This is a genomic window from Melioribacter sulfuriphilus (assembly GCF_051488685.1).
Classification (GTDB): domain Bacteria; phylum Bacteroidota; class Ignavibacteria; order Ignavibacteriales; family Melioribacteraceae; genus Melioribacter.
Window position 1 is genome coordinate 84,536 of sequence record NZ_JBPSEH010000005.1, and the last position, 25,010, is coordinate 109,545.

Annotated in this window: 20 protein-coding genes and 1 tRNA gene; 11 read left to right on the top strand and 10 right to left on the bottom strand. The window is 37.2% G+C overall.

Annotated features, from left to right (window positions below; all coding sequences use genetic code 11):
• Positions 1-35: 35 nt before the first annotated feature.
• Positions 36-452, bottom strand: a complete 417-nt coding sequence (locus ACSSV9_RS08140; RefSeq protein WP_437346750.1) for a DUF1761 domain-containing protein — start codon at positions 450-452, stop codon at positions 36-38.
• Between the two features lie 8 nt (positions 453-460).
• Positions 461-1,432 carry an isoaspartyl peptidase/L-asparaginase family protein gene (locus tag ACSSV9_RS08145; protein ID WP_437346751.1) on the bottom strand — a complete coding sequence of 324 codons (972 nt, stop codon included), beginning with the start codon at positions 1,430-1,432 and terminating at the stop codon, positions 461-463.
• A gap of 187 nt (positions 1,433-1,619) precedes the next feature.
• Between ACSSV9_RS08145 and ACSSV9_RS08150 the strand changes: the two genes are divergently transcribed.
• Positions 1,620-3,662 carry a hypothetical protein gene (locus ACSSV9_RS08150; RefSeq protein ID WP_437346752.1) on the top strand — a complete coding sequence of 681 codons (2,043 nt, stop codon included), beginning with the start codon at positions 1,620-1,622 and terminating at the stop codon, positions 3,660-3,662.
• A 2-nt stretch (positions 3,663-3,664) separates the two neighbouring features.
• The gene (locus tag ACSSV9_RS08155) at positions 3,665-5,101 is read left to right on the top strand and encodes a DUF5723 family protein (RefSeq protein ID WP_437346753.1); all 1,437 of its coding nucleotides are present in this window, start codon (positions 3,665-3,667) and stop codon (positions 5,099-5,101) included.
• Between the two features lies 1 nt (position 5,102).
• Here the strand turns inward: ACSSV9_RS08155 and ACSSV9_RS08160 are convergent, their stop codons facing one another.
• Positions 5,103-6,146 carry a glycosyltransferase family 2 protein gene (locus ACSSV9_RS08160; protein WP_437346754.1) on the bottom strand — a complete coding sequence of 348 codons (1,044 nt, stop codon included), beginning with the start codon at positions 6,144-6,146 and terminating at the stop codon, positions 5,103-5,105.
• A gap of 133 nt (positions 6,147-6,279) precedes the next feature.
• Here ACSSV9_RS08160 and ACSSV9_RS08165 point away from each other — a divergent pair, with 133 nt between their 5' ends.
• Positions 6,280-6,612, top strand: a complete 333-nt coding sequence (locus ACSSV9_RS08165; RefSeq protein ID WP_437346755.1) for a hypothetical protein — start codon at positions 6,280-6,282, stop codon at positions 6,610-6,612.
• A complete protein-coding gene (locus tag ACSSV9_RS08170) occupies positions 6,596-6,826 on the top strand; it encodes a hypothetical protein (RefSeq protein WP_437346756.1) in 231 nt (76 codons plus the stop codon). Before ACSSV9_RS08165 ends, ACSSV9_RS08170 begins: the two co-directional genes overlap by 17 nt.
• Here the strand turns inward: ACSSV9_RS08170 and ACSSV9_RS08175 are convergent.
• On the bottom strand, positions 6,780-7,703 hold the full coding sequence (locus ACSSV9_RS08175; protein ID WP_437346757.1) for an ABC transporter substrate-binding protein: 924 nt from the start codon (positions 7,701-7,703) through the stop codon (positions 6,780-6,782). The genes ACSSV9_RS08170 and ACSSV9_RS08175 overlap by 47 nt on opposite strands.
• Positions 7,704-7,779: 76 nt before the next feature.
• On the opposite strand from ACSSV9_RS08175, the gene ACSSV9_RS08180 reads away from it, so the two are divergent.
• From ACSSV9_RS08180 to ACSSV9_RS08195, 4 genes are all read left to right on the top strand, one after another.
• A tRNA-Lys gene (locus ACSSV9_RS08180) sits at positions 7,780-7,852 on the top strand.
• Between the two features lie 756 nt (positions 7,853-8,608).
• Positions 8,609-10,213, top strand: coding sequence for a DNA methyltransferase (locus ACSSV9_RS08185; RefSeq protein WP_437346758.1), 1,605 nt, complete (start codon positions 8,609-8,611; stop codon positions 10,211-10,213).
• Positions 10,214-10,987: a TdeIII family type II restriction endonuclease gene (locus tag ACSSV9_RS08190; protein ID WP_437346759.1), complete on the top strand. Its 774-nt coding sequence runs from the start codon at positions 10,214-10,216 to the stop codon at positions 10,985-10,987.
• 655 nt (positions 10,988-11,642) lie between these two features.
• Positions 11,643-13,826, top strand: coding sequence for a Tex family protein (locus tag ACSSV9_RS08195; protein WP_437346760.1), 2,184 nt, complete (start codon positions 11,643-11,645; stop codon positions 13,824-13,826).
• A 15-nt stretch (positions 13,827-13,841) separates the two neighbouring features.
• Here ACSSV9_RS08195 and ACSSV9_RS08200 read toward each other — a convergent pair whose 3' ends face one another.
• A complete protein-coding gene (locus ACSSV9_RS08200; RefSeq protein WP_437346761.1) occupies positions 13,842-16,472 on the bottom strand; it encodes a valine--tRNA ligase in 2,631 nt (876 codons plus the stop codon).
• Between the two features lie 211 nt (positions 16,473-16,683).
• The gene (locus tag ACSSV9_RS08205; protein ID WP_437346762.1) at positions 16,684-17,145 is read right to left on the bottom strand and encodes a DUF302 domain-containing protein; all 462 of its coding nucleotides are present in this window, start codon (positions 17,143-17,145) and stop codon (positions 16,684-16,686) included.
• A 241-nt stretch (positions 17,146-17,386) separates the two neighbouring features.
• Between ACSSV9_RS08205 and proB the strand changes: the two genes are divergently transcribed.
• Both proB and ACSSV9_RS08215 read left to right on the top strand, forming a co-directional pair.
• Positions 17,387-18,517: a glutamate 5-kinase gene (gene proB, locus ACSSV9_RS08210; RefSeq protein ID WP_437346763.1), complete on the top strand. Its 1,131-nt coding sequence runs from the start codon at positions 17,387-17,389 to the stop codon at positions 18,515-18,517.
• A 16-nt stretch (positions 18,518-18,533) separates the two neighbouring features.
• Complete coding sequence (locus ACSSV9_RS08215; RefSeq protein ID WP_437346764.1) at positions 18,534-19,796, top strand: glutamate-5-semialdehyde dehydrogenase; 1,263 nt, start codon at positions 18,534-18,536, stop codon at positions 19,794-19,796.
• On the opposite strand, the gene ACSSV9_RS08220 is transcribed toward ACSSV9_RS08215, so the two are convergent.
• From ACSSV9_RS08220 to ACSSV9_RS08235, 4 genes are read right to left on the bottom strand one after another with little or no spacing between them, the layout of a single operon-like run.
• Positions 19,791-20,399 (bottom strand): DUF502 domain-containing protein, encoded by a 609-nt coding sequence (locus ACSSV9_RS08220; protein ID WP_437346765.1) that lies wholly within the window; start codon positions 20,397-20,399, stop codon positions 19,791-19,793. The genes ACSSV9_RS08215 and ACSSV9_RS08220 overlap by 6 nt on opposite strands.
• A 19-nt stretch (positions 20,400-20,418) precedes the next feature.
• A complete protein-coding gene (locus ACSSV9_RS08225; RefSeq protein WP_437346766.1) occupies positions 20,419-21,225 on the bottom strand; it encodes an MOSC domain-containing protein in 807 nt (268 codons plus the stop codon).
• Between the two features lie 57 nt (positions 21,226-21,282).
• A complete protein-coding gene (locus tag ACSSV9_RS08230; protein WP_437346767.1) occupies positions 21,283-22,032 on the bottom strand; it encodes a Mut7-C RNAse domain-containing protein in 750 nt (249 codons plus the stop codon).
• Positions 22,029-22,709 (bottom strand): HAD family hydrolase, encoded by a 681-nt coding sequence (locus ACSSV9_RS08235; protein WP_437346768.1) that lies wholly within the window; start codon positions 22,707-22,709, stop codon positions 22,029-22,031. Before ACSSV9_RS08235 ends, ACSSV9_RS08230 begins: the two co-directional genes overlap by 4 nt.
• Before the next feature lie 150 nt (positions 22,710-22,859).
• Between ACSSV9_RS08235 and ACSSV9_RS08240 the strand changes: the two genes are divergently transcribed.
• Positions 22,860-25,004: a T9SS type A sorting domain-containing protein gene (locus tag ACSSV9_RS08240; RefSeq protein WP_437346769.1), complete on the top strand. Its 2,145-nt coding sequence runs from the start codon at positions 22,860-22,862 to the stop codon at positions 25,002-25,004.
• Positions 25,005-25,010: the final 6 nt, after the last annotated feature.

A 25,010-nucleotide genomic window follows, 5' to 3' on the forward strand; every position in this document is an offset into this window, starting at 1 on the left:
CAAAATGAAACTGGGGCAAAAATTGAACCATTTGCTTAAATCCATAATCCAAGTATGAATCCGTTAATTATTAAGACGAGGAAATGATATCCGCTATCGATAAAAAATTGGGTGATCGATTTTCTCTGGAACTGTAAATTGATAATCATTGTAGTTGCAATAAATCCGAGCCAGATCATAAAGGCAATACGGATCCCCTCTTCGGGGGTAGCGGCTCCGGTATATCCAAGCAAGCGCGCCAGCATATAAGCCATTATCAGATGAGAAATAAACGCAATTCCAAAGACCTTTAATGGATTAAAACCTTTTTTCAATTCTTCTTCCGGAGTGTCGACTGCTGCTATCCAGATTTTTCCAAGTAAGAAAGGGCTATAATAAAGTGCACCCATTCCCATTGCTATAATTCCGCAAATGAATACGGCGAGATAGTTTATCGGATGCAATAACTCCATACCACCTCCTATTTATAAATTTTAACCTCGTTAATTCCATTACTAATTTTCACTCCTCGAAACATACCGGATGTATTGAACGGCATAGCATAATTTCCGTATTTATCGATAGCAATTACACCCCCGTCGGCTTTAAAAGCAGCCAATTTTTTGTAAATCACAGTATCGGCAGCTTCAATTAAGCTCATTTTTTTATATTCGACTAAATCGGAAATATCTTTGGCTACTCCGAGCCTAATAAAAAATTCACCGTGTCCGGTAGCTGAAACTGCGCAGGTATTATTATTTGCATAAGTTCCCGCCCCGATAATTGGTGAGTCGCCAACTCGACCAAATTTTTTAAGCATCATTCCTCCGGTGGACGTTCCTGCTGCCAGATTTCCGTATTTATCGAGTGCAACAGCGCCTACGGTTCCTTTTACAGCTTCGAGAGAATCTCGAAATTTTTTCATTCTAATGTATTGTTTATGACGATTTTCGGTAATAAAATAAGTTGAATCGACCATCTCGAATCCATTCTGTCTTGCAAATTCTTCGGCTCCCTGACCGATCAGCATCACATGCGGAGATTTTTCCATAACAAGCCGTGCGAGATTAATCGGATTTTTAATATGCCTCAATCCAGCCACAGCGCCGGCATTTAGATTACTGCCGTCCATTATTGAGGCGTCGAGTTCTGCAAATCCAAGGTCGTTTAATACTGCTCCTTTGCCTGCATTGAAAAGTGGCGAATCTTCCATGATATTAACAGCTTTCGTAACAGCATCGACTGCAGTTCCACCCGATTCCAGAATTTTATACCCCGCTTCTAATGCTTCCAATAGCTTAGATTTGTATTGGCTCTCCAGTTCAGGCGGCAAATCTTTTATTACTCCCGCTCCCCCATGAATTACGATTCCAAATTTGCCCTGTCCGTAATGAATAACATTTAAAATAAAGCAGCAGAAAATCATGCCCATAAGAATGGTTAATCTTTTCATCGATCAATCCTAATTGAGAAATAATGTAATTGAATTTAACCCGCTGCTCTATTAAATGCAATACATTGTTCGATGCTGGTTGCCTGTGACTTATGTCATCAATAATCTGCTACAAAAAGACAAAAAGATTTAAATTCGCATATGGAATAATCGATAATAAAACAATAATTGTATTTAGGGAATTTAGATGAAATGTAAACGGCTCCAGATTATTTCATTAATAACATTACTAATAACAGGTTGCAATATAAACAACCCCGTTGCTCCGAGATGGGATGTTTCGGCAACGATCCCGATTGTAAACAAAGAATATTTGATGAGCGAACTTATAGAAGATGAATCGGAAAATTTGTTTCATTATAACGAAGGCATCAATAAGGACGTAATTTATTTTTCGGAATCCCACAAGATCGATAGAATAAAATTTGAAGATAGACTTAAGATAGACCGATTTTCAAAAACTATAACCGAAGAAATCGGAATTCTCAAAATTGAATCGGACACAGTTCATGGTTATATAAGTTCGTCTGAACTGGGATTAAATCCTTCAAGCAGAGTTGTAGTGCCGCCTGCAACAAACAAGAAAGTTTATTCGGACTTAAGCGAACCCGGAAATTTCCTGCAGGCGCGTTTTAAGAACGGTTCGTTCGACCTTATAATCCGAAACAATTTCACAAGCGACGTAAATATTACCATCTCAAATATTTCACTGACTAACATAGAAGATGGAAATATCATCGCGTCTCATACTGGAGAAATTACAATACCTCCTTCACAATCGGCGTACTTAAGCAATCTTAAAATAAACACCGGAATTTATGTCAAAAATCGGTTGAAATTAGAAACCATTCTTTCTACTTCGGGCAGTAATGGCAAAGCAGTCCAGATTCCCGAAAACTTTCTAACGGTGACTGCAATAACGAAAAATCTCGAAGTAACCGAAGCAACGGCTAAATTCCCCGAACAGGACTTTATAACTGTAAACGGCAAGATTAAAATAGGTGAGAAAAACGAAAGAATTAGCAGAGCAGTAATTTCGAACGGAACGCTCGATTTAAAATTGACCAACAATACCGAATTGGATGCCGAGATTCACTATAGATTTGACAACTTAAAAACAGGTGAAGGCAAAATATTCGAAGGGTCGGCATTCATTGCAAGCAGTAAATCACAATATTTGTTCGATAATAAATCGCTCGCTGGTTATACGCTGGATGCAGGCAGCACTTTACTCGAAGAATTAAGTTATACGATTAATTACAGAATTATAAGCGATAATAAATACAAGACAATTAAAAGTAGCGATAATGCAAAAGCCGATTTAGCATTTTCAGAATTGACCTTCGAAGAATTCAAGGGCTATATTGCGCCTTTCGAGTTTGATCCGGAAAGAACCTCTTTTTCTTTCGACGTGGGAAAAGATAAAATCGATTTTAAAGAATTATTTCTGTCAAATCCGATAATTTCGTTGAAGTTAAACACAACAGCCGAAATTAAATTTTTATTGAACGGTAAATTAAAATTATACATGCCAGACGGAACGGTTAAGAACTTCAATCTCAACGACAAAACATTGAACACCAACTTAATAACTCCTTCGACAGATCGAATTTATCTAAATGGCGACAGCATTTCGGCATTCATCGAAAAATTCAATGCAATACCTGATTCAGCTGTTATCGAGATATCGGGTACTGTAAATCCCTACTTCGAGTATCTATCTGTTAAATCATCAGACTACATCGAAGGCGAACTGCAAGCTGAAATTCCCCTGGACTTCAGTCTTCAATACGGTGAATATTCCGATTCAATTGACCTCGACCTAACAGAAGATGAAAGAGATTTATTAAAAGATGTAAAATATCTCGAAGCAAATCTTATCGTGGAAAACGGACTACCTGTAAACATGTCGCTTACCGGAAAGTTGTACGATGCAGCAGGTAATTTTCTCACATACTTTCCGCCGGCAGAATTTCAGGACACTATCATTACGATAAAAGGAGCCACAACGGATAACAAGGGATTTGCTACTTCACCAGCAGAAGTAAATATTAAAGTTATGATCGACAGTACAGCTTCGGCAAAAATTGCCAGTGCTGAATACATGAGAATAAAAATTAATTTCGGTACAAACAGTGAGAGTAAGCCGGTAAAAGTTCGTTCGTCTGATACTATTAAAATTAGAGCTTTTGGTGTTTCAAAATATAATATCGAACCGGAGAATGATTAAGCATGATTCATTGCTCGAAATATATTATTCCGATAATTATTCTTTTCGGCACCGCTTCAATAAAAGCACAAATTAGTGGAAGCATTGGAATGCCCGACGCAAAATCTTCGTCGATGGCGGGTTCATATAGCGCTATCTCAGAAGGACTTTATTCTGTTGGTATCAATCCAGCAAACCTTTCGCTTTCTAAGGGAACGGAGTTAATAATCCCTTTACCTTTTCCTTCTTTCAGTAGTTTAGCCGGTTCCAACTTCTTTTCGCTTTCAGATTATAATTATTATTTCGGTTCATACACAATTGATCAGGACGGAAAGAAGCAGGGTCGTTATTTAAACGAAGCCGATAAAGAAAATTTCATTGAACTTTTCAGCAAAGGCGGTGGCATACAATTAAATTTATTTGTGCGTTATTTTGCGCTTTCATTTACTCCTTCGGAAAAATTTGGTACACTGGCTTTTTCTATGTCGGATCAGATTGCAGCTGGTGGAAAAATTCCTGCAGGATTAGTCGAACTGCTCTTCAAAGGAAACCCTTTAGATTCACGTTACAATTTTAACGATACAGAATTCAAAGCCTGGTGGTTAAGGAAGTATTCGCTTTCCTATTCGAAGAAATTCGAAATGTCGGCTCAAAAATCGATTAGCGCTGGTTTATCTTTGAATCTTATTAACGGCTTATTCTACGCTGGATTAGACGAAATCGATTCCGAATTCCATACTGACAGTTTAGGTAGAATTCATGGCAGTCTAATTTATAATGCTAAGTCGGCATTTTCGCCGAACTTCGGCATTGAATACGACTTCGAAAATCGGTCGTCGTCGGAAGAAAATATTTCTCTCTTCCCCGAACCAGCTGGCAGGGGATACGGAATTGACTTCGGGATTAGTTATGAACATAATCAAACTTTTACATTTGCTTTTGCAATAACCGACATTGGCAGAATTGAATGGAATAAACGAACGGCTCAGTTTAATGTAAACAGGAGAGTCGATCTCGAAGATATTTCAGAAGAAGCTCAAAGGGATTCTCTCGAAAGTTTTTTTTCGACCGATGGAAGCGGTAAACCTGCCGATAAATTTTTTACTAAACTTGCAACTGTAATCAGATTCGGAGCTTCAATCGATCTGTCGAATCTATTTGATCTTAAAAATAAATTATTGATTTCAGGCGATTATGTTCAGGGACTGAATACAATGCCCGCAAATTCTACTTCGCCAAGAATTTCAATTGGAATCGAATGGTTGCCGTTTAATTCTTTCCTTAGTTTGCGTAGTGGAATGGCATTCGGCGGCTGGACAAAATTTCTCTGGGGATTCGGACTCGGTTTCGATTTCGGTTTATTTGAAATAAATGCTGGTACGTCGAATTTTCAGAACGTAACCTCGCCTTCTTACGGTAAAATGATTTCTGTGGCTATCGATTCACGCTGGAAATTTTAGATTACTTCTTCTCTTTGATTATATACTCACTGTCATTTTGAAAATTATGGACCATTAACTCACCTATCAATCCGATAGCGAAAAACTGGACACCGACAATGATTAAAAGAATTCCGAGGAAAAATATGGGACGATTATTGATTCCCACACCGAGGAATAACTTTTCATAAGTAAGCCAGAGACTTATCAATATACCAAGAATGGTAGTTAATAGTCCGATAAATCCGAAGAGGTGCATTGGGCGTGTAACATATCGTGTCGTAAAAATGACCGTAATCAGATCTATAAAACCCTTAAAAAATCTTGAGATGCCAAATTTTGTCCTACCGTATCGGCGGGGATGATGTTTTACTGGAATTTCCGTAACAGAAAAACCTTTCCAGCCTGCAAGGACGGGAATGTAACGGTGGAGTTCGCCGTAAATATTAATGTTCGTTACAACTTCTCTGCGATAGGCTTTCAACCCGCAATTGAAATCGTGAATTTTAACTTTCGAAAATAGACGTGTAACAAAATTAAAAAAACGCGATGAGTATTTCTTTATAAATGGGTCAAATCGTTTTTTCTTCCAGCCCGAGACCAGATCGTATCCTTCTTCAAGTTTGGCAAGAAGATTCGGAATTTCTGCCGGGTCGTCCTGTAAATCGGCATCCATCGTAATAATTGCGTCGCCTGTAGTATTTTTAAATCCGATTTGAAGGGCAGCCGATTTTCCGTAATTTTTCTTAAAACTGTAATAGAAAATCTTGTTGTCTTTCAAAGAAAGTTCTTTGATAATGTCGAGGGATTTATCTGTACTTCCGTCGTCCACAAAAATAATTTCGTACTCGCACGAAATTGAATTGACAGCTTTTTTAATTTCGTTATAGAGTGGTCGTAGCGATTCTTCTTCATTATAAAGAGGCACCACTATTGACACTTTTTTAAATGAGAAACTTTTGACACCGTTTTTCAGTTTTTTGGGGTAATAACGGAATTTCCTACTGTAATAATGTCGTCTTATTTTCTTGTTTCCCGATTGTTCAGGTATAATTTGTTCGCTCAAGTTGAATCCCTTTTAAACAAAAATTGTTTGTATGTAAGTTAATTTATAGTGATACGAAAATCAATCCGAAAGAAGATTAATTGAAAATTGGGCTTTTTATAATTAAGTTTAGGTCAAAAAGAAAGCCGATTAAATGGGCGGAATTATATTTTGGGCTATCGTAAGGACGGCAGTATTAATTCCGGCTCTTTGGTTTTTGTACGGCGTGATGGAGTATCGATACTGGTGGTGGCTGGGAATAATTTCAATTTACGGTGTAATTATCTATCCGGCAACTATTCAGTACCGAATGTTCAAAGAAAAAAACAAAAAAATAATTGAAGAGACGCTTTGTTCGAGTTGCAGATATTTCGACGAATCGGCAGTTCTATGCACAAAACACGATGAACATCCGACGCTCGAATATCTACCCTGCGACGGCATCGACTGGGAATTGAATGAAATATCTTATGAAAAAGCCAATTAAAAATAGTAGCATCAGCCTTAAAGACGACATTTTATTTTGTACGGAATGCGGAGAGGATTTAAGCCAGTTTGGAATCGATTCGAAAATCGATATCAAAAAGGTACGGGAACGCCACAAAAAGTGTCGCGCTACAGGCAAATTTAAAGGCGACAAATGCGCCATGCTCTTTATTGCACAGGATATCGAAGACCTCCTTTCGGATGAAGACGATTAAATAAATCTGTAGCAGCTTCAACAAATCTCGGTCCTGGCCGCGAGTACAAATCCCTGTCCACAAAAATCACGTTGCCATTTTGTATTGCTTTGAGATCCTTCCATTCTGGGTACAATTCGAGCAAGTTATTCGTACTCAATTTACCGTCAGATAAAATTATTATAAAATCTGGATTGCGTATTAAAATTTCTTCCCGATTAAAAACGGGATAATTGATTGTGGGATTGTCAGCTACGTTTTTAAGTCCACATACCTCCAAATACTCATTCAAAAAAGTGTTTTTACCTGCGAGCATCAATGGTTTAAGTTCAACGGGGATCATTGCAGTTTTGGGTTGATTGTTGCTGGACTTAATACGAATTGAATCGAGTAATTTATCCCATCTTTCGATTTTCTTACGAGCATACTTTTCTCTATCAAGTATACGTGCTATATCGAGATACGACTTTTTAATACCTTCATAATTACGTGGATTCGATACGAAGAGTTTTAATCCCAGACTTTTGAATTTATCGAAAGTTTCCTTCCTGTTGCCTTCCACAGTGATAAAAATAATGTCGGGATTGAGCGACAATACCTTTTCGAAATCGACAGTCAGGAGGTCGCCCACTTTTTCTACATTCCTTGCGGCAGCTGGAAAATTGCAATAAAGAGTATTACCCACGATTTTATTACCTGCATTCAGGTCGAAAATAATTTCCGTCAGGTTTGGAGCCAGTGAAATGACACGTTGAGGAATTGAATCGATTAATACGCGATTGCCGATGTCGTCGACAACAGCAATGCCATTGACAGATTTTTGATTTTGAATTTCCGAACACGAAGAAATCAAAAGTATTAAGATGAATATGCCGGTTGTCTTAAATAAATTTTTCATGTCAGAATAATAATTTTTCGAAATATAAATTAAAAGAAGTTTTGAGTACGAACCAAAAATTAATTATTTTTGCGGTGCTTCCTTAGCTCAGTTGGTAGAGCAGTAGACTCTTAATCTATTGGTCGGGGGTTCGAGTCCCCCAGGAAGCACATCGAAAACTACAAAAAGCCGAAGTCGGGCACTCAGACTTCGGCTTTTTAATTGGCAACATACTTAAATCTATATACATTTCCTCCATCGTCAATATTTACTGGTATTTCTACCATAATTTCTGAATTTTCTTTTTTACTAAAAAGAATTCTTTATTTGCCCATTAAATATTCCAGGTAATTTCTCTCTATTTTCATCGTTAAATTTCTCAATCGCTATTTCTATCAACGCATCTATAGAATTGGTTTATAATATTTCTATAGAGTTTACTGCTCTTCCACTCGATAACATCTTTTGCGAGCTACATTAGACAAATTGTTGGGTTAGGTTAATAGATATAACGAAAATCTTTTTTATCAACATCTAACTTTTTGTGAATATTGATACGCGTAATAATTAATACTAAACCAAAATTTCAGCTGTTAATTTGAAACTTAGTTTAATAAAGAATAATTTTAAGGTAGTAGAGTAATATTTCATGATTCCCTGACGACTAGCATTAGCATAATTAAATCTTGTATAAATACTAACTGATGTAAATAGCAACAGTAATTTCTATAAATTAAACAGTGAAAAATAAACTATCAAAATGATAAACGTGACAGGACTAAATTACTTCGAGTGAATCTATCCAAATAATTAGAATCTGGTTTGTAATTGCAAATTTATTAAAAAAAGTTTTGGCAGATTATCATTGCATTAATGATAGAATTATGAAAATGACGTAAAGAATATTAATTCGGAGTTAAGCATTCATGAATCAACTTACATTGTTTGGAGAAGACAAAAAAAAGTTTATCAATTTAAAGGAAGCAGCTATTTGGGCGTCTCATTATTTGAAGCGCCATATAACGACTTCTAATATTTCATATCTACTCCAATATGGAAGAATTAATAAATATGGAAGCGACGGTAATCCTCTGATTAATATTGAAGAATTAAAAGAATACTACGACTCTTATGACAAAGCACCTCTATGGAAAAAGAAATTAGGCGATGATTTGAACTGGCATCTTTCTTTCGAAGAATACAAAGAATCGGAAAGAACCAAGCACGTTCACAGATTACATCCGTACAAAGGAAAATTTATTCCTCAGTTAGTAGAATATTTCCTCGACTCACACATCGACGAATTTAAGCATCAAATTTATTTTCACAAAGGCGATATCATTCTCGATCCTTTTTGTGGAAGTGGCACAACATTAGTACAAGCAAATGAACTTGGGATGCATGCTATTGGTATTGATATTTCTGCATTCAACGCAATGATTAGCAATGTTAAAGTTAAAAAACATGATATTTTCAAAATCAGAGAAGCTATTCAGGAGTTAACATTTAAGTTAGAAGATTTTCAAAATGCAAAAAATAATATCGTTTTTGAAGAACACCTTCTTACAGAACTTAGCAAATTTAACAACAAGTATTTTCCATCACCCGAATATAAAAGAAAAGTTAGAAATGGCGAGATTAATGAGAGAGAATATTCAATAGATAAAGAAAATGAGTTTTTAAGTATTTACAACGAGTTGGTAGAAAAATATAAAATCAAAATTAAGCAAGACAAAAATAGCTCTTTCTTGGATAGATGGTTTTTATCTCCAGTAAGAGAAGAAATCGACTTTCTTTTCAACGAAATAAAAAAGATCGATGATACGGATCTTAAACAAATTTTAGCTATAATTTTAAGCAGAACTGTTCGTTCATGTAGAGCAACTACGCATGCCGACTTAGCAACACTTAAGGAGCCCGTCACAACCACCTATTACTGCAAAAAACATGGTAAAATATGTAAACCAATCTTTTCAATCAAAGGATGGTGGGAAAGGTACACAGTAGATACATTGAATCGACTGAAGGAATTCGATAGATTACGGACAGAGACATATCAAATCTGCTTAACAGGAGATAGCAGAACCATTAATATTTATGACGAAATCAAAAAAAGAATGCCTAAGTTTGCAGAAATATTTGATAGGCAAAAGATTAAGGGAATATTTTCCAGTCCACCTTATGTTGGTCTGATTGATTATCACGAACAGCATGCCTATTCTTATGAAATATTCGGTTTTGAAAGAAAGGATGAATTAGAAATTGGTTCTCTTTCCAATGGACAGGGAAAGGAAGCAAGAGATTCATATGTCAAAGGAATAGCTGAATCTCTTGTGAATTGTAAAAAATATCTTCAAAAAGATTACGATATCTTCCTTGTAGCCAATGATAAGTTTAATCTCTATCCCGAGATTGCCCGGCTAGCTAAAATGAAAATCGTTAACCGATTTAACCGACCTGTACTCAATCGAGTTGAAAAAGATCGATCAAACGCCTATTCTGAGACCATATTTCATTTAAAGGAAGATTAAATGCCGCTTAAAAAAGAGCATATTTATATTATCGAAAATACCATAAAGGATAGTCTTCGAAAAAAATTTCAAAAATATAATCCGGAAACGAGCAATATGCCTTTCCATTTTCGACTTCTTGGACGCGATAGAATGGCTTTATTTTCGTTTATCCATTCGTTGAACACTACATTTGGTACATCTATTTTTCAACCTGTTGCCGAAACTCTGGCAAGCCTGAACTTTAAGTTTGCACAAAAACAATATGTTGTTGGCGATTCTATAAGCGAGCAAGCCCAGTTAGAAATCCAGCGTATTTTGAATGATCTAACGGTAGGAAAAAATCCAGATAAGATAGAAGAAGTCGAAAGAATAAGAAGAGTTTGTAATAAAGGTAGGATGAACAAGTTAAAGACAGTGAAAGTTGACTTGTTTATTCAAAGTTCAGATGGAACAGTTCACTTATTCGATATAAAAACAGCCAAACCGAACATCAGCAATTTTAAAGATTTTAAGAGAACCCTACTAGAATGGATAGCGATCATTTTAGCACAAAAACCCGATGCAACAGTAAATTCATATATTGCTATCCCTTATAATCCGTATGAGCCTCACCCATATGAAAGGTGGACATTAAAAGGGATGCTGGATTTAGACAACGAATTGAAAGTGGCGGAAGAATTTTGGGACTTTCTCGGCAACGACGGCACTTATATAGATTTATTGAATTGTTTCGAAAGAGCTGGTATTGAATTAAGGTCAGAGATTGATAAATATTTCGAAAAATTTAAATAAGACTTACAAAAAAATTACAGGCCGACAAAAGTAGAGCGCTTCTATTTCGGTGGGAAGTCATATTCTTTCCAACGATTCATTGACTATTCTAATTTCAAAATATTATAAGATTCTTATGTTACAACTTCACAGCTACTTAAGAAAACTTTAATTTATCTAAAAAATAAAGATTGAAAGCTATATTCGTGCTGTTTTGCAAGTTAATTCGACATATTTCGAAAATACATATAACATAGCCGAGTTTGAACGTATTGTAGGAGGCAAGGTACCGGACATAACAACAATAAATAAATTGAAAGAACAGCCTTGTGAATAGGCAGTCGTCATCAAAGAATTAGTCAATATTAACTATTACGATTAGTAAAAGAAATATTTTTAGGTTTATATGATTTGAAACTCGGGGCTATTATTATGACTGCTTAATAAACGTATGATATCAATGCGAAATAATTTCTCGAGCATTGATCAGCATAAAACAAAATTTAATACACCAATTACCCTTATCGACTAAATCTTATCATACTACGAAAAGAGAAACGGCCTTCTCTATTCCTAACACTTTTTTTACTCGATTGAATAATTTCTCCTTTAAAATCAAGTTGAAAAGAAATTATTATTATTCTTGTTTTACGGTTCGAATTTTTCGGAGGCACTGATGGATTATTTTCTTCTAATTGCACGCGAGATCGGGATTAACAAAGAACAGGTAATTTCCTCTGTTAATTTATTTAACGAAGGTTCTACCGTTCCATTTATAGCTCGATATCGTAAAGAAAGAACAGGAGGACTCGACGAAACTCAACTTCGACTTATCGAAGAAAAATATAACTACTATAACCTACTCGAAGAACGAAAACAAACTGTATTAAAAAGTATCGAAGAACAGGGAAAATTAACTCCCGAACTCGAAGAAAAAATCCGAAATGCAATTAAACTACAAACAGTAGAAGATCTATATCTTCCGTATCGACCCAAACGCAAAACGAGGGCAACGATTGCTATTGCAAAGGGGCTGGAGCCATTGGCTGATTTTATTCTCAACAATCCACTCTTTAAAGGTAAACTGGAAGATGAAGCTTCGAAGTATATCGATCCCGAAAAAGGAGTCGAAACAGTCGAAGAAGCTCTTCAAGGCGCAAAAGATATAATTGCAGAACGAATTTCCGATGCGGCAGAGGTGAGAGAAGCCGTAAGAGAATATCTTCTTGAAAATTCAATCATTAGTTCGGAAAAAGCACAAGTCAAACCCGAAGAGCGGGACAAGAATAAAAAAGACGTCTATGAAGTTTATCACAATTTTTCAATCCACATTAAGAATATTAAACCATATCAAACACTCGCAATCAATCGAGGCGAAAGGGAAAAATTCCTGAAAGTCTCTCTTTCATACGATAGACTGGAAGTCGAAAAAATCATTTACAAAAAATTCATACCATTCGACAAAACTGTATTTGAAGATCTGTTAAAAGAAACTGTTAGCGATTCTCTAATTCGACTAATTTCACCTTCGATAGAAAGAGAAATCAGAAATTATTTAACAGAACAAGCCGACAACCATGCGATTGAAGTGTTTGCAACAAATTTACGTCAGCTTCTTCTTCAACCGCCAATCTCTGGAAAAATAATCATGGGCATCGACCCTGGTTATATTTCGGGTTGCAAGGCTGCAGTTATCGATACAACCGGTAAATATCTCGAAGGCACAACCATCTATCCTCATGAACCCCAGAAAAAAATCGAAGCAGCCAGGAAAGTAATACTCGATTTGATTAAAAAATACGGGGTCGATTTAATTGCAATTGGTAACGGAACTGCCAGTCGTGAAACTGAAATGTTAATTGCAGAAATTATACAGGAAAATAAGCTCGATACAAAATACTTGATTGTAAGCGAAGCAGGTGCATCAGTTTATTCGGCATCAGAACTGGCTAAGTCCGAATTCCCCGACCTCGAAGCGGCTCAAAGAGGAAATATTTCAATTGCCCGCCGAGTTCTTGACCCGCTGGCAGAACTTGTTAAAATTGATCCAAAGTCGATCGGTGTGGGACTTTATCAACACGACGTTGACCAGAAAAACTTGAGCAAAAAACTCGACGACGTTGTTGTAAGTTGCGTTAACTATGTAGGCGTCGACCTGAACACTGCAAGTCTTTCCCTGCTGTCGTATGTGTCGGGACTTACAAAACCGATAGCCAAAAGAATTATCGATTATCGTGAAAAGCACGGAAGATTTAAGAGCCGCGAAGAATTGAAAAAGATCCGAGGCATCGGTGACAAGGTCTTCGAGCAATCGGCTGGATTCCTTAAAATTTTGGGTGGCGATAATCCGCTGGACAATACTTTCATTCATCCCGAATCTTACGGTGCAGTACAAAATTTGCTGGAACTCGCAGGTATTAGTGCAACTGAAATAAGCAAAAAAGGCAATCTGATTGACCTGTATGTTAAGTCGAAAGGCATCGAAAAAATTGCCGAAAAGGTGGGCGTCGGTATTCCCACTTTGAAGGATATAATCGATAACCTAAAAAAGCCGGGAAGGGACCCACGTGAAGATTTACCCAAACCGATTTTACGCAGCGACGTGCTGAAAATGGAAGACCTAAAAATTGGTATGCGTCTCAAAGGAACAATACGAAATATTGTCGACTTTGGAGCTTTCGTAGACATTGGTGTTAAGCACGACGGATTAATTCATATTTCCCAGATGTCAAACCGTTTTGTTAAAAATCCATTCGATATTATTAATGTTGGGGATATTGTTGAAGTAGAAATTTTAAATGTAGATATCGAAAAAGAAAGAATAAGTCTGAAATTAATTGGCAATTCAAATGATTTATAAATTGCAGAGACTCTGCTACGAGTCTCTGCTCAAATCGTTATAAATTGATTGTAATTTATCGAGAGCGCTTTCCCAATCTTTTTGTTTTGCCTTTTCTCTTTCCACAACTTCCGTTGGAGCTTTTGAAACGAAGCTTTCGTTCGACAATTTTTTCTTTACACCATCGAGCGATTTCGATATTCTTTCGATTTCTTTTTCGATGCGCACCCTTTCTTTATCCAGATCGATCAATCCTTCCAGAGGCACAAAAATTTCGCAGCCTTTGACTATTGACGAAGCGCTTGCTTTTGGTTTAACCAGGTTTTGATTGACTTCAATCTTACCAGCTTTTACGAGCGATTTGATGTATCTTATCTGTCCTTCAGTTACTTCAGAACTTTTAAGTAAGAGATTAATATTTTTCGAAGGTGGTATATTGAGTTCGCCACGAATGTTTCTAATTGCCGTCACAATCTCCTGCAGGAATCCGGTTTCTTCTTCTGCATCCGGATCGATTTTGCTTTCTTCGAATTGAGGGAACTTCTCGATCGAAATACTTTCCCCTGCTTTTCTTTCGTCGATTAATTGCCATATCTCTTCGGTAATGAACGGCATAAAAGGATGGACCATTTTTAGCATTTCTTCGTAGAGTTTGAGTGCGCGCGTAAGCACTGCCGATTTTTCTTCATCGGAGCCTTTGTAGAGTCGTTCTTTCGACAGCTCCACATACCAATCGCAGAAATCATTCCATACGTACGAATACAAAATTTTCGATGCGGCATTAACTTCAAAATTATCGATAGCGTCTGTAAATTCCTTGAGTGTACGATTAAATCTCGAAATAATCCATCTATCTGTAAAATCGATATGCTTATCTACCAATTCAGAATTAATCTCGATATTCTGGGCATTCATCAAAAGAAATCTGCCTGCATTCCAGATTTTATTTGCAAAATTTCTGCCGATTTCAACCATCTCGTTGCTGAAGTGAACATCCTGTCCCAGTGGAGAAATGTATGTCATTGTAAATCTAAGAGCGTCGGCACCGTATTCTTCAATTAAGTCGAGCGGGTCGGGCGAGTTGCCGAGTGATTTACTCATTTTTCTTCCCTGAGTGTCGCGCACTGTGCTTGTAAAATAGACGTCTTTAAAAGGAATATCATTCATAAAATGCATGCCGGCAATAATCATACGTGCCACCCAGAAAAAGATTATATCGGGTGCAGTTACCAGTAAATCTGTCGGGTAGTAATACTTCTGGTCGCGTTCGTTTGTAAAAACGTCCTGTGCCCACAGCCAGCTCGAAGCCCACGTATCCAGCACATCTTCGTCCTGAGTCCAATTTTCGATGTCAGTCGGAGGTTCTACTTCGCAATAAATTTCACCTGTCTTTTTGTGATACCATACGGGAATGCGATGACCCCACCATAATTGACGGGAAATACACCAGTCGCGAATATTTGTCATCCAGTGTTCGTAAGTTTTTACCCAATGTTCAGGATGAAATTTAATTTCGCCGTTTAGAACCGCTTTCAGAGCGGGCTTAGCCAGTTCGTCCATTTTCATGAACCACTGTTCTGATAGATAAGGCTCGATTGGAACATTACCACGCTGGGAATAACCGACTTTGTGCGTATAATCCTCCACTTTCAAGAGGAATCCGAGTTCTTCCAGTCTATTGACAACTTTTTTTCGCGCGTCGTATCTGTCGAGATTTCTAAATTCTTCGGGTACATTCTCGTTGGTCGATGCATCTTCATTGAAAATATTGATTATCTGTAGATTGTGGCGTAATCCCATCTCATAGTCGTTTATATCGTGTGCGGGAGTTACTTTAACGGCGCCTGTACCAAATTCAACGTCGACATATTCGTCGGCAATAACGGGAATTTCCCTTCCAACAATTGGAAGAATTACCGTTTTGCCAATTAAATGTTTATAGCGCTCGTCGTTCGGATTAACTGCCACAGCTGTATCGCCCAGCATTGTTTCGGGTCGAGTTGTGGCAACAATTAAATAATCATCCGCCTCTTTGACGGGATACTTAATATGCCATAGATTTCCATTTACTTCTTTGTAGAAAACCTCTTCATCTGAAATGGCAGATTTTGATGCCGGATCCCAATTGACCATTCTGTAACCGCGATAGATATACCCTTCTTTGTAAAGTTTGACAAACGCCTCTATGACCTTTCGGTAATAATGTTCGTCCATCGTAAAACGTTCTCGCTGCCAGTCACAACTTACGCCAAGTTTCCGCAGCTGCTGAAAAATTATTCCTCCGTATTTTTCTTTCCATTCGTAACAATATCTTAAGAATTCTTCTCTTGTAAGTTCTTTTTTGTCAATCCCTCTTTCCTTCAGCATAGCAACAACTTTAGCCTCCGTTGCTATCGAAGCGTGGTCGATGCCCGGCACCCAGCAGGCATTAAAACCCATCATTCTTTTGTATCTGATGTAAATGTCCTGCAAGGTATTATTTAAGATGTGGCCGATATGGAGAATACCGGTAATATTCGGCGGAGGAATTACAATCGTGTATGGAATTTTACTTTCATCAACTTCCGAATGATATAGATTGTGGTCATACCAGTACTTATACCACTTACCTTCGGCATCTGAAGGATTGTAGGCCTTTGGTATTTCGGATAAATTTTTGGGTTTCATTTTTCGCTCTTAATTTCAGTAAAAAAAATTGAAAACAAATATAAATAAATTGGAGTTAAGATAGGACTGCGACAGAAAGGAGAAAGGAAACAGTCACGAATGCACGAATTAATTACGAAGAGCCCTACAATCCGAAGTGAACTGTATATTTAGAAAAGAATTATATAACATTGATTATCAAGAAATAAGCGTCGATGATTTTTATTCGGCGTCATTTGAGCAATCTGCTTAATATGCCTTCAATATCAGAAATGGCTTTTGCCATGACAGAACCTTCGGAATTGTCAAAAGAAGCTGATAAAAATTCAGGGTTAATTCGAGAGATGTATGTCCTGCCGTCCGACTTTTCATATACCGAAATTCTACAAGGCATTAAAGCCGAAACTTGTTTTGATATGTCTTCCTTTAATACTACGTATGAATACTCAGGATTGCATAATTCAATGATATTGACCGCTAAAACTTCTTTACCATTTTTCTTAAGTGATAGTTGGAGATCGTGTTTCGCTACTAACTTCCACCCGTTTTGATTTCCCAGAATATTCAAGCTATCGATTGTCTCTGCGAAAGTATATTTACTTTCGTTTTCTATTAGAAAAGGTGGTGTACTTTTCTGTTGTGCAAAAAGATTAAGCGAAAACAAAAGAGCGATTATTAAAAGAAATTTATTCATGATTCTACCTTTCTTTTTTATTAAATAATTGGGATAGTTTTATCATTGTAGAAAGTTAGATGAAAGCCCGTCGAATTCGATTCAAAACAATCTGGAATGGTGGGGCGTGTTGATATAATGGACTGTTGTAATAATGCTCGATATTCAGCATTATTTTTATGAATATTAATAAAAGTTAGTTTACACAAATGCATTATTATACATAATCACGTATATTTATACATAAAAATCTCGAATATTTATGAAAAGCGTAAAATTAGGTAATTGGAAAAGAGCGGTAATAAAAGTGGGAAGTGGAATTATTGCGCCAGACGGTAAATGTTCAACGCGGTATTTACTGCCGATTGCAGAATTCATTTCCAGATCAATTAATTCCGGTAAAGAAATAATACTTGTATCATCGGGAGCTGTAGCGGCTGGTTTGAGTACTCAACCCGCATTGTCGAAAAAAAATCATCGTTCCATTCCCGAAAAACAGGCTCTGGCCGCTATTGGTCAGTCGATGTTGATCTCGCTATGGAGCCGTTTTTTTGACTTCCCCTGTTCGCAAATATTGTTGACTTACGACGACATACACAATCGACGTCGTTTTGTAAATGCGAAAAACACTTTAAATAAATTGATTGAGCTGGGCACGCTTCCGATCATTAACGAAAACGATACTGTTGCTACAGAAGAATTAAAAGTTGGCGACAACGACAATCTCGCGGCCTATGTGGCAATGCTGACCGAAGCAGATCTGTTAATCATCTGTTCGGACATTGATGGATTATACAACGCCGATCCAAAGAAAAAAAACGACGTTAAATTAATTCCAGTTGTAAATAAAATCACAGACGAAATTTTCAGTCTGGCTGGCAAGTCGAAAAACCCGATTGCCACCGGCGGCATGAAAACAAAAGTTGAAGCAGCTCAGAAAGCGACTAACATCGGCATTGACACCATTATTATTAATGCTACAAAGAAAGAAGTGTTCGACGATTTATCCAGGAATAAAGTTAGAGGCACGCTTTTCAAAAAAACGACTTCGCCTATAAATGCACGCAAGCACTGGCTATTGCACGCAGTTAATTCAAGAGGCAAAATTTTTATAGACAACGGCGCTGCATTGGCTATAATGAAAAAAGGAGCTTCGCTTCTTCCTTCCGGCATAACAAAAATTGAAGGAGAATTCAAGCAAGGCGATGCGGTCGATATTTATAGCGACAAATCCAATTCGAACAAACCGATTGCAAAAGGAATTACGCAGTACAATTCCTTCGATCTACTGAAAATTAAGGGACATAAGAGTAACGAAATCGAAAAGATACTTGGTTTTATTATTACGGATGAAGTAGTTCATCGCGACGAATTAATAATTATTGAAAACTAAAAAGAGGTACGTAAAATTGGAAAACGAATTGATAAAACTCGCACAAAAGTGTAAAAATGCATCCCGTAAACTCGCCACACTCGACACAAATTCAAAAAATAAATTGCTAATCTCGATGGCTGAGAGTCTGGATAAATCGAGAAAAAAAATAATTGAAGCCAATAAAACCGACCTTAAGACGGCAGAAGAAAAAGGATTGAGCAGCGCACTTCTTGACCGCCTTAAATTAAACGACGATCGGCTTGATTCAATGATTAAAGCAATAAAAGAAATAGTACAGCTCGACGATCCGGTAGGTACAATCGAAAATATAAAAACACGCCCAAACGGAATAAAGGTCGGTACTATGCGAATTCCTCTTGGAGTTATTGCAATAATTTACGAAGCCCGTCCAAATGTCACTTCCGATGCTGCTGTACTTTGTTTGAAAAGTGGCAATGGGGTTATTCTGCGAGGTGGTTCAGAAGCTTTTAACTCCAATATCGCAATTGTCGAAGCTCTCAAAGAGGGAATTGGAAAAGTCGGGGTTAATCCAGATATAATTACTTTCATCCCCACTACAGATAGAGAAGCAATGAAAGAACTTCTGAAGCTGGAAGAATATATTGACCTGGTTATTCCGCGTGGTGGCGAAGGTTTAATAAGATTTGTTACCGAGAATAGCAGAATACCAGTTATCAAGCACTACAAGGGTGTTTGTCATCTTTATGTTGACAAGGACGCAGACACGTTACTTGCTTTAAACCTTTTAATCGACGGAAAAACTTCCAGACCTGCGGTTTGTAATGCTCTTGAAACATTGCTCGTCCATAAAGATATAGCTGCTGAATTCTTACCCAAAGCTGCTTCTGTCTTAAAAAAGAAGAATGTCGAAGTTCGCGGATGTGATAAGACAATTGAATATGTTCCCGATGCAATTCCAGCTACGGAAGAAGACTACTACGCCGAGTATCTCGATTTAATTATAGCAGTAAAAGTTGTCGACAGTTATGAAGAAGCCGTAGAGCATATTACAAAATATGGTTCCAACCACACGGACGTGATTGCAACGGGAAATATTTTTACCGCTCATAAATTCATTAGAGACGTCGATTCTTCTAGTGTGATGGTCAATGCTTCTTCCCGCTTTGCCGACGGCGGAGAGCTGGGGCTGGGTGCTGAAATCGGAATTTCAACTTCTAAACTTCATGCTTATGGACCGATGGGACTCGAAGCATTAACAACCAGAAAATTTGTTGTTATCGGTGAAGGTCAGACCCGTCACAAAGTCGAACTATGACTTCTTCTCTATCATAGCAGAGAGCATCTGACCCGTGCCACCGCCAAGACTCAAAACCGTTCGCATTGCCTGCTCAACCGGATAGTCAAGTTTAACAACAAATTCATTTTTGATATGATAGATATATCCTCCCGTCGGAGCTGGCGCCGATGGTATGAATACAGTTGTGTAACCTTCTAAACTTTCGTCGGTAATAAAAGCCGTTACCATCGTATCGTTGCCAAATGGCTTGACCAATGCTACGCCCTTGAAAATCAATTTTTCGTCGCCAAATAGATTTATTACTGTATCTTTTATGATTTTATAGAGCGGAACACGTTTTAAAATTTTCTCCTCCAGAAATCCGATCAGATAACTACCAAGATTAGTCCTTACGAGCAAACCCACTAAAAAAAAGACGAGCAGGATTATCAAGATTGCTACCACCGACGCAATCAGTTCGTTAAGTCTCGCTGTTTCCACCAGGATGTTTGTAACCGGTCTTATTTCGTCGGTTAAAAAATTGAAGAACCAATCGAGTACAAAAATCAAAAGGATAACCGGCAATACAATTAGAAATCCACCGAAGAACGTGGTTTTGAAAAATGCTTTTAACTTTTCCATATTCACTCCATTACAAAACTTATTTCCATTTTGTTATTGTTACGAGTGAACCTGTTTCAACGATTCCGGTTCCTTCGTGCAATAAATTTTGTCCAAAAAATATTTTATTACCCTCTTTGCGATAAAGAGAAAGAGTTTTGAGCGGTTCTTCACTTTTTGCACCATTCGTCTGGTCGACGGTTGTAATCACGCAACGCGAGCACGGCTTTACTACATAAAATTTGATTCCATTCAAAAGAAAAGATTCCCACTTATCTTCATCGTACGGTGCGCCTCCTTTAAAAACAAAATTGGGACGAAAACGATTCATCGGAATTTTTACTTTCATGCGGGAATTTAAATCGCTCAGTGATTCTTCGCCAATGATCAAAAACGGAAATCCGTCGGCAAAACTTACAAGTTCATTTCGAGTGGCATATTTTTTATCCACGTACCTTTTTACACACTCATCCATGAAAACAAGCCGACAATCGACATTTAGAATTTCGCCGAACCATCTATCGGCTTCCTTCGAAACCAGAAAGGCTGCTACTTCGTCATCCCAGATTTTCACTTTTAGACTTTCGTGGGCTTCTGGACTAAATGGTATTTCGAATGTTCTGTTATCTTTCATATATCTGAGACGAAAACCAGATTCAATAATTTCTGGTTTTATTAAAGCCATAATCGGCAATTTTCTTTGAGTAAGGAAATTGCCTTTGCCGTCGACGAGCATGAATCGTCTGTCGTACTTAAGTCCTCTGTCGGTAACCTCAGCAGTTTTAACAGAAATTCCTCCCAGCGACTTGAAAGGATAAATAAATATTTCACTCAATCTATAATTCATAATTGATTACTCCTTTTAGTGAAATATATAATTTAAAGACAATTTAGAAAAAGACCGTCATTGTTTTTCTTTGTTCTGAACCAGACGAATAAGATTGGTCATACTTTTGTAATGCGTGCCTTTCCAATAAATTTTTTTGCAATTCGGGCAGCGGTAAAACTCAGTATGTATTTTTTTTACTTTAGGAGGCAGTAAGTTCTCAATATTTTCTTTCTCTATTTTATATAGTTTTATATTGCAATTGATGCAAAGAGAAAAAGGTTTTATCGCATTGGCGAGGTCGAATCTTTCAATTACTTCTTTAAGTTGTTTGACCGGTACTTGATTTCTAATCCAGTAACCTCTGAGAACTTTATTGTTTTTTAGTATACCGACATCGCGGGTAAGTATACATCTTTTTTCCCGTGTGGATATATCAATTATTTCCTGGTCAGTAAAATCATTTCTGTAGATTGAATCGAAACCACACATTCTGAGATAACGCGCAAGTGTACCCAGATGCACATCGAGAATGAAAGCTGGATTTCTCAGTGGCTCAGGCCTTAATTTTTGTACGGGATTAATATCAATCGATTCGAATACTGGATATACTGAAATATAATCGCCGTTATTTATTCGATAGTCGAAACCAACCGAATTGCCGTTTACAATTATCAGGTCGACTTCAGTATGTGGTACTCCGCAACTCTCGATTACATCTTTGATCGATGGGTTTCCGTAAAACTGATATTCAAATGGAACTTTTCTTTTAGAGGGCGACAGAAAATCATTTAGTTCTTCGTAGAAACGAAGAATAATTGATTTCATTTTATTTTTCCGTTAAGTCTCAATCTGAGTTCATCGAGCGAATTGACAATCAGTTCGGGATCGAGTCTTCTCAAGTCTTCTGCAGAACGATAACCGTACGTAACTGCACACGATTTAGCGCCTGCGTTTTTTGCACACATAATGTCGAGTTCGGTATCGCCTACCATTAAAGTATGGGACGGAATAATCTTTAAGCTTTCGCAAATAAAAAGAAGCGGCTGAGGCGAAGGTTTATGCTCAAAACCAGGTCGACGACCCATTATAAAATCAAATTCCGAATCGATATCAAAATGCTTCAAAATCAGTTCTGCCTGTTCCTGCGATTTGGTGGTCAAAAGAGCGAGCTTGATTTCACTTTTCTTTAATTCAACAAGCAGGCTTTTCACACCTTCATAAAGCTCGGAATAATTTATATAGTCGAAATATATCGATTTATAAACCCCAATAAATTCTTTGAAGTCAGCTACTTCAATTCCAAACTCTTCGAAAATATCTTCGAAATGAAGACCAATTCGCGGATAAAATTTTTCTTCCGTCAAATTATGTTCAATACCAAGGCGGTTAAAAGTATCAACAGTAGCCGCATAGATAGTTTTGTGTGAACTTACAAGCGTACCGTCGAGATCGAAAACTACTAATCTTATATCCATGCCAATAAAATAGTAAATAAATTTCAAAATATTTTCATTACACGAAATATTTTCAGTATTACGAAAATATTGCGCTTCCCATTTTCAAAAAGTCAGTAAAACTGCTTTAATATTTATTAACAACTGGAACAATTATTGGTAATATAAATTTTTTATGTAATAATTAAAGAGGGCATCATGTTAAAAAAATTTACATTTAATTTCGTTCTATTTGTACTAACGCTATCTATCAATGCTCAGACTTCTTATTTATCAATTAACGATCCGCACGAGTGGGGTCATTACAACCCGATAATCAACAAGGCCCAGATAGTTGTTACGCCGGCGGGCGTTTTCAGTAAGATCGATCTCATTCTTGAAGTCGCTACTACCGATACCTATTTAAGTAACAACAAGCAGCTCGAAATTGTACTTAGTTTTTCATTGCCAGAAGGAAGTGTAGTAACCGACCTGTGGCTGTGGGTAGGAGAAGAAATTAGTAAAGGACTTCTGCTCGATACATGGACGGCCTCCACAATTTATGAAAATATCGTCAATCGCCGACGCGATCCCGCAATATTGTACAAGCACTTAAACAACTATTACGAATTGCGCATCTATCCCCTTTTCCCAAAGTCTTTCAGAAAATTCAAAATTCAGTATCTGGTGCCCAATAGTTGGTACACGGAAAAAACCCGAATTCCACTGCCCTACTACATTTTGAATTCAGCAAACAAACCAGTTAAAGCGCTTGAAATAGCAACTATGAATTATAAAGAATGGATAAATCCGACATTGACAGGTAAGGAAGGAGAATTTGATGAATCGTCAGGTACCGAATATCCGGTAAACTACAGATATATTTCAATGAAGGATGTATCCAATCTTCCGTCGAGTTTTGCCATCGAATACCCCAATCCAATGATTAACGGAGTATACCTCAGAAAGTACGAAGAGGGTGAAACGGGATACTATCAAATGGCTCTTTTTCCCGGAAACACAATTATCGAGAAAAAGAAAAGCAAAGTATTATTCCTTATCGATTACGATGTACGGAAAACTACTTTATCGAAAGACGACATCGTAGATAATTTAAAAACATTGATAAAAATGAATTTTAACGAAAACGATCAATTCAATATCTTTTATTCGATGCTTGGAACTCAAAGATTGAATGATAATTGGATTAATGCGGATTCGAATTCAATTAATTCGGTTCTGAAAAATTTTAAAGACAATAATCTTTCTTCATACAGCAACTTAGCTACATTATTAAGTGACGGTTACGGCTTTCTCCAGAATAACAACGACAGCGCTGTGGTTTACCTGCTGGCTTCTTCAGATCAGTTTGGCAGTTTCGAGCAGGCTAACCAGCTTATGAAAGACCTGCAAACATATTATTCTTCCTTACCACCCACATACATTTTCGATTTCAACAACAATAATTACTACTACTATTATTTCGGCAACAGGTCGTATCTGGGCAATGAATACTTTTACACCAATCTATCTAGACTAACCGGTGGGGATTACAAAAGATTTAACGACAACCCACTTGCAACAATGAACGAACTCTTCCAGCAACTAAAAGGAATGATAACTTCATTCGACCTTTACACCACTCTCGCATCAGGCTTTTGTTTTAGCAGGCTCAACTTAAAAAACGCCGAGACTTCAGTAAACATAAGTGAACCAATTATACAAATAGGCAAATTTATCGGTACGTTCCCTTTTACAATAAAAGCCTCTGGAATTTATGATGCCCAACCATTTACGTCGACTTTGAATATTGACGAAAGCGAAATTTCCAATGCCGACAGCACTACAGCTCAGATGTGGACGGGATGGTATATCGACAATCTTGAAAATGGATATTTAACAAATAAAGAGATACTTGAACTGATCGATTTAAGTACAAAATATCATGTATTGTCTACCTATACGTCGTTTTTATGTCTGGAACCAGGTGATACAGTATGTATTGAATGTGTTCAGGGACAGCAAGGTGAAGGTAACGACGGAGGCATTATCTCTGTTGACGAAGAGGACGAACTGCCAGCAGAATTCAGAATAAAAGCCTACCCAAATCCATTCAATTCTCAGGTAAATATAACTGTTACTCTGCCTGCCGAGGCAGTCAAAGAAAATATTAAGATTAAGATTTACAATTTACTTGGACAGGAAGTTAAAACTTTTGAGTATACTCCGAACAATTCAAATATCATTAATCTTTACTGGGACGGAAAGAACGACGAAGGGGAGCAGCTTTCATCAGGCGTTTATATCTTTACTGTTTCAGGAGGTGCATTCAAGAAGTCGATTAAACTTGTTTATATGAAGTGATTCGAG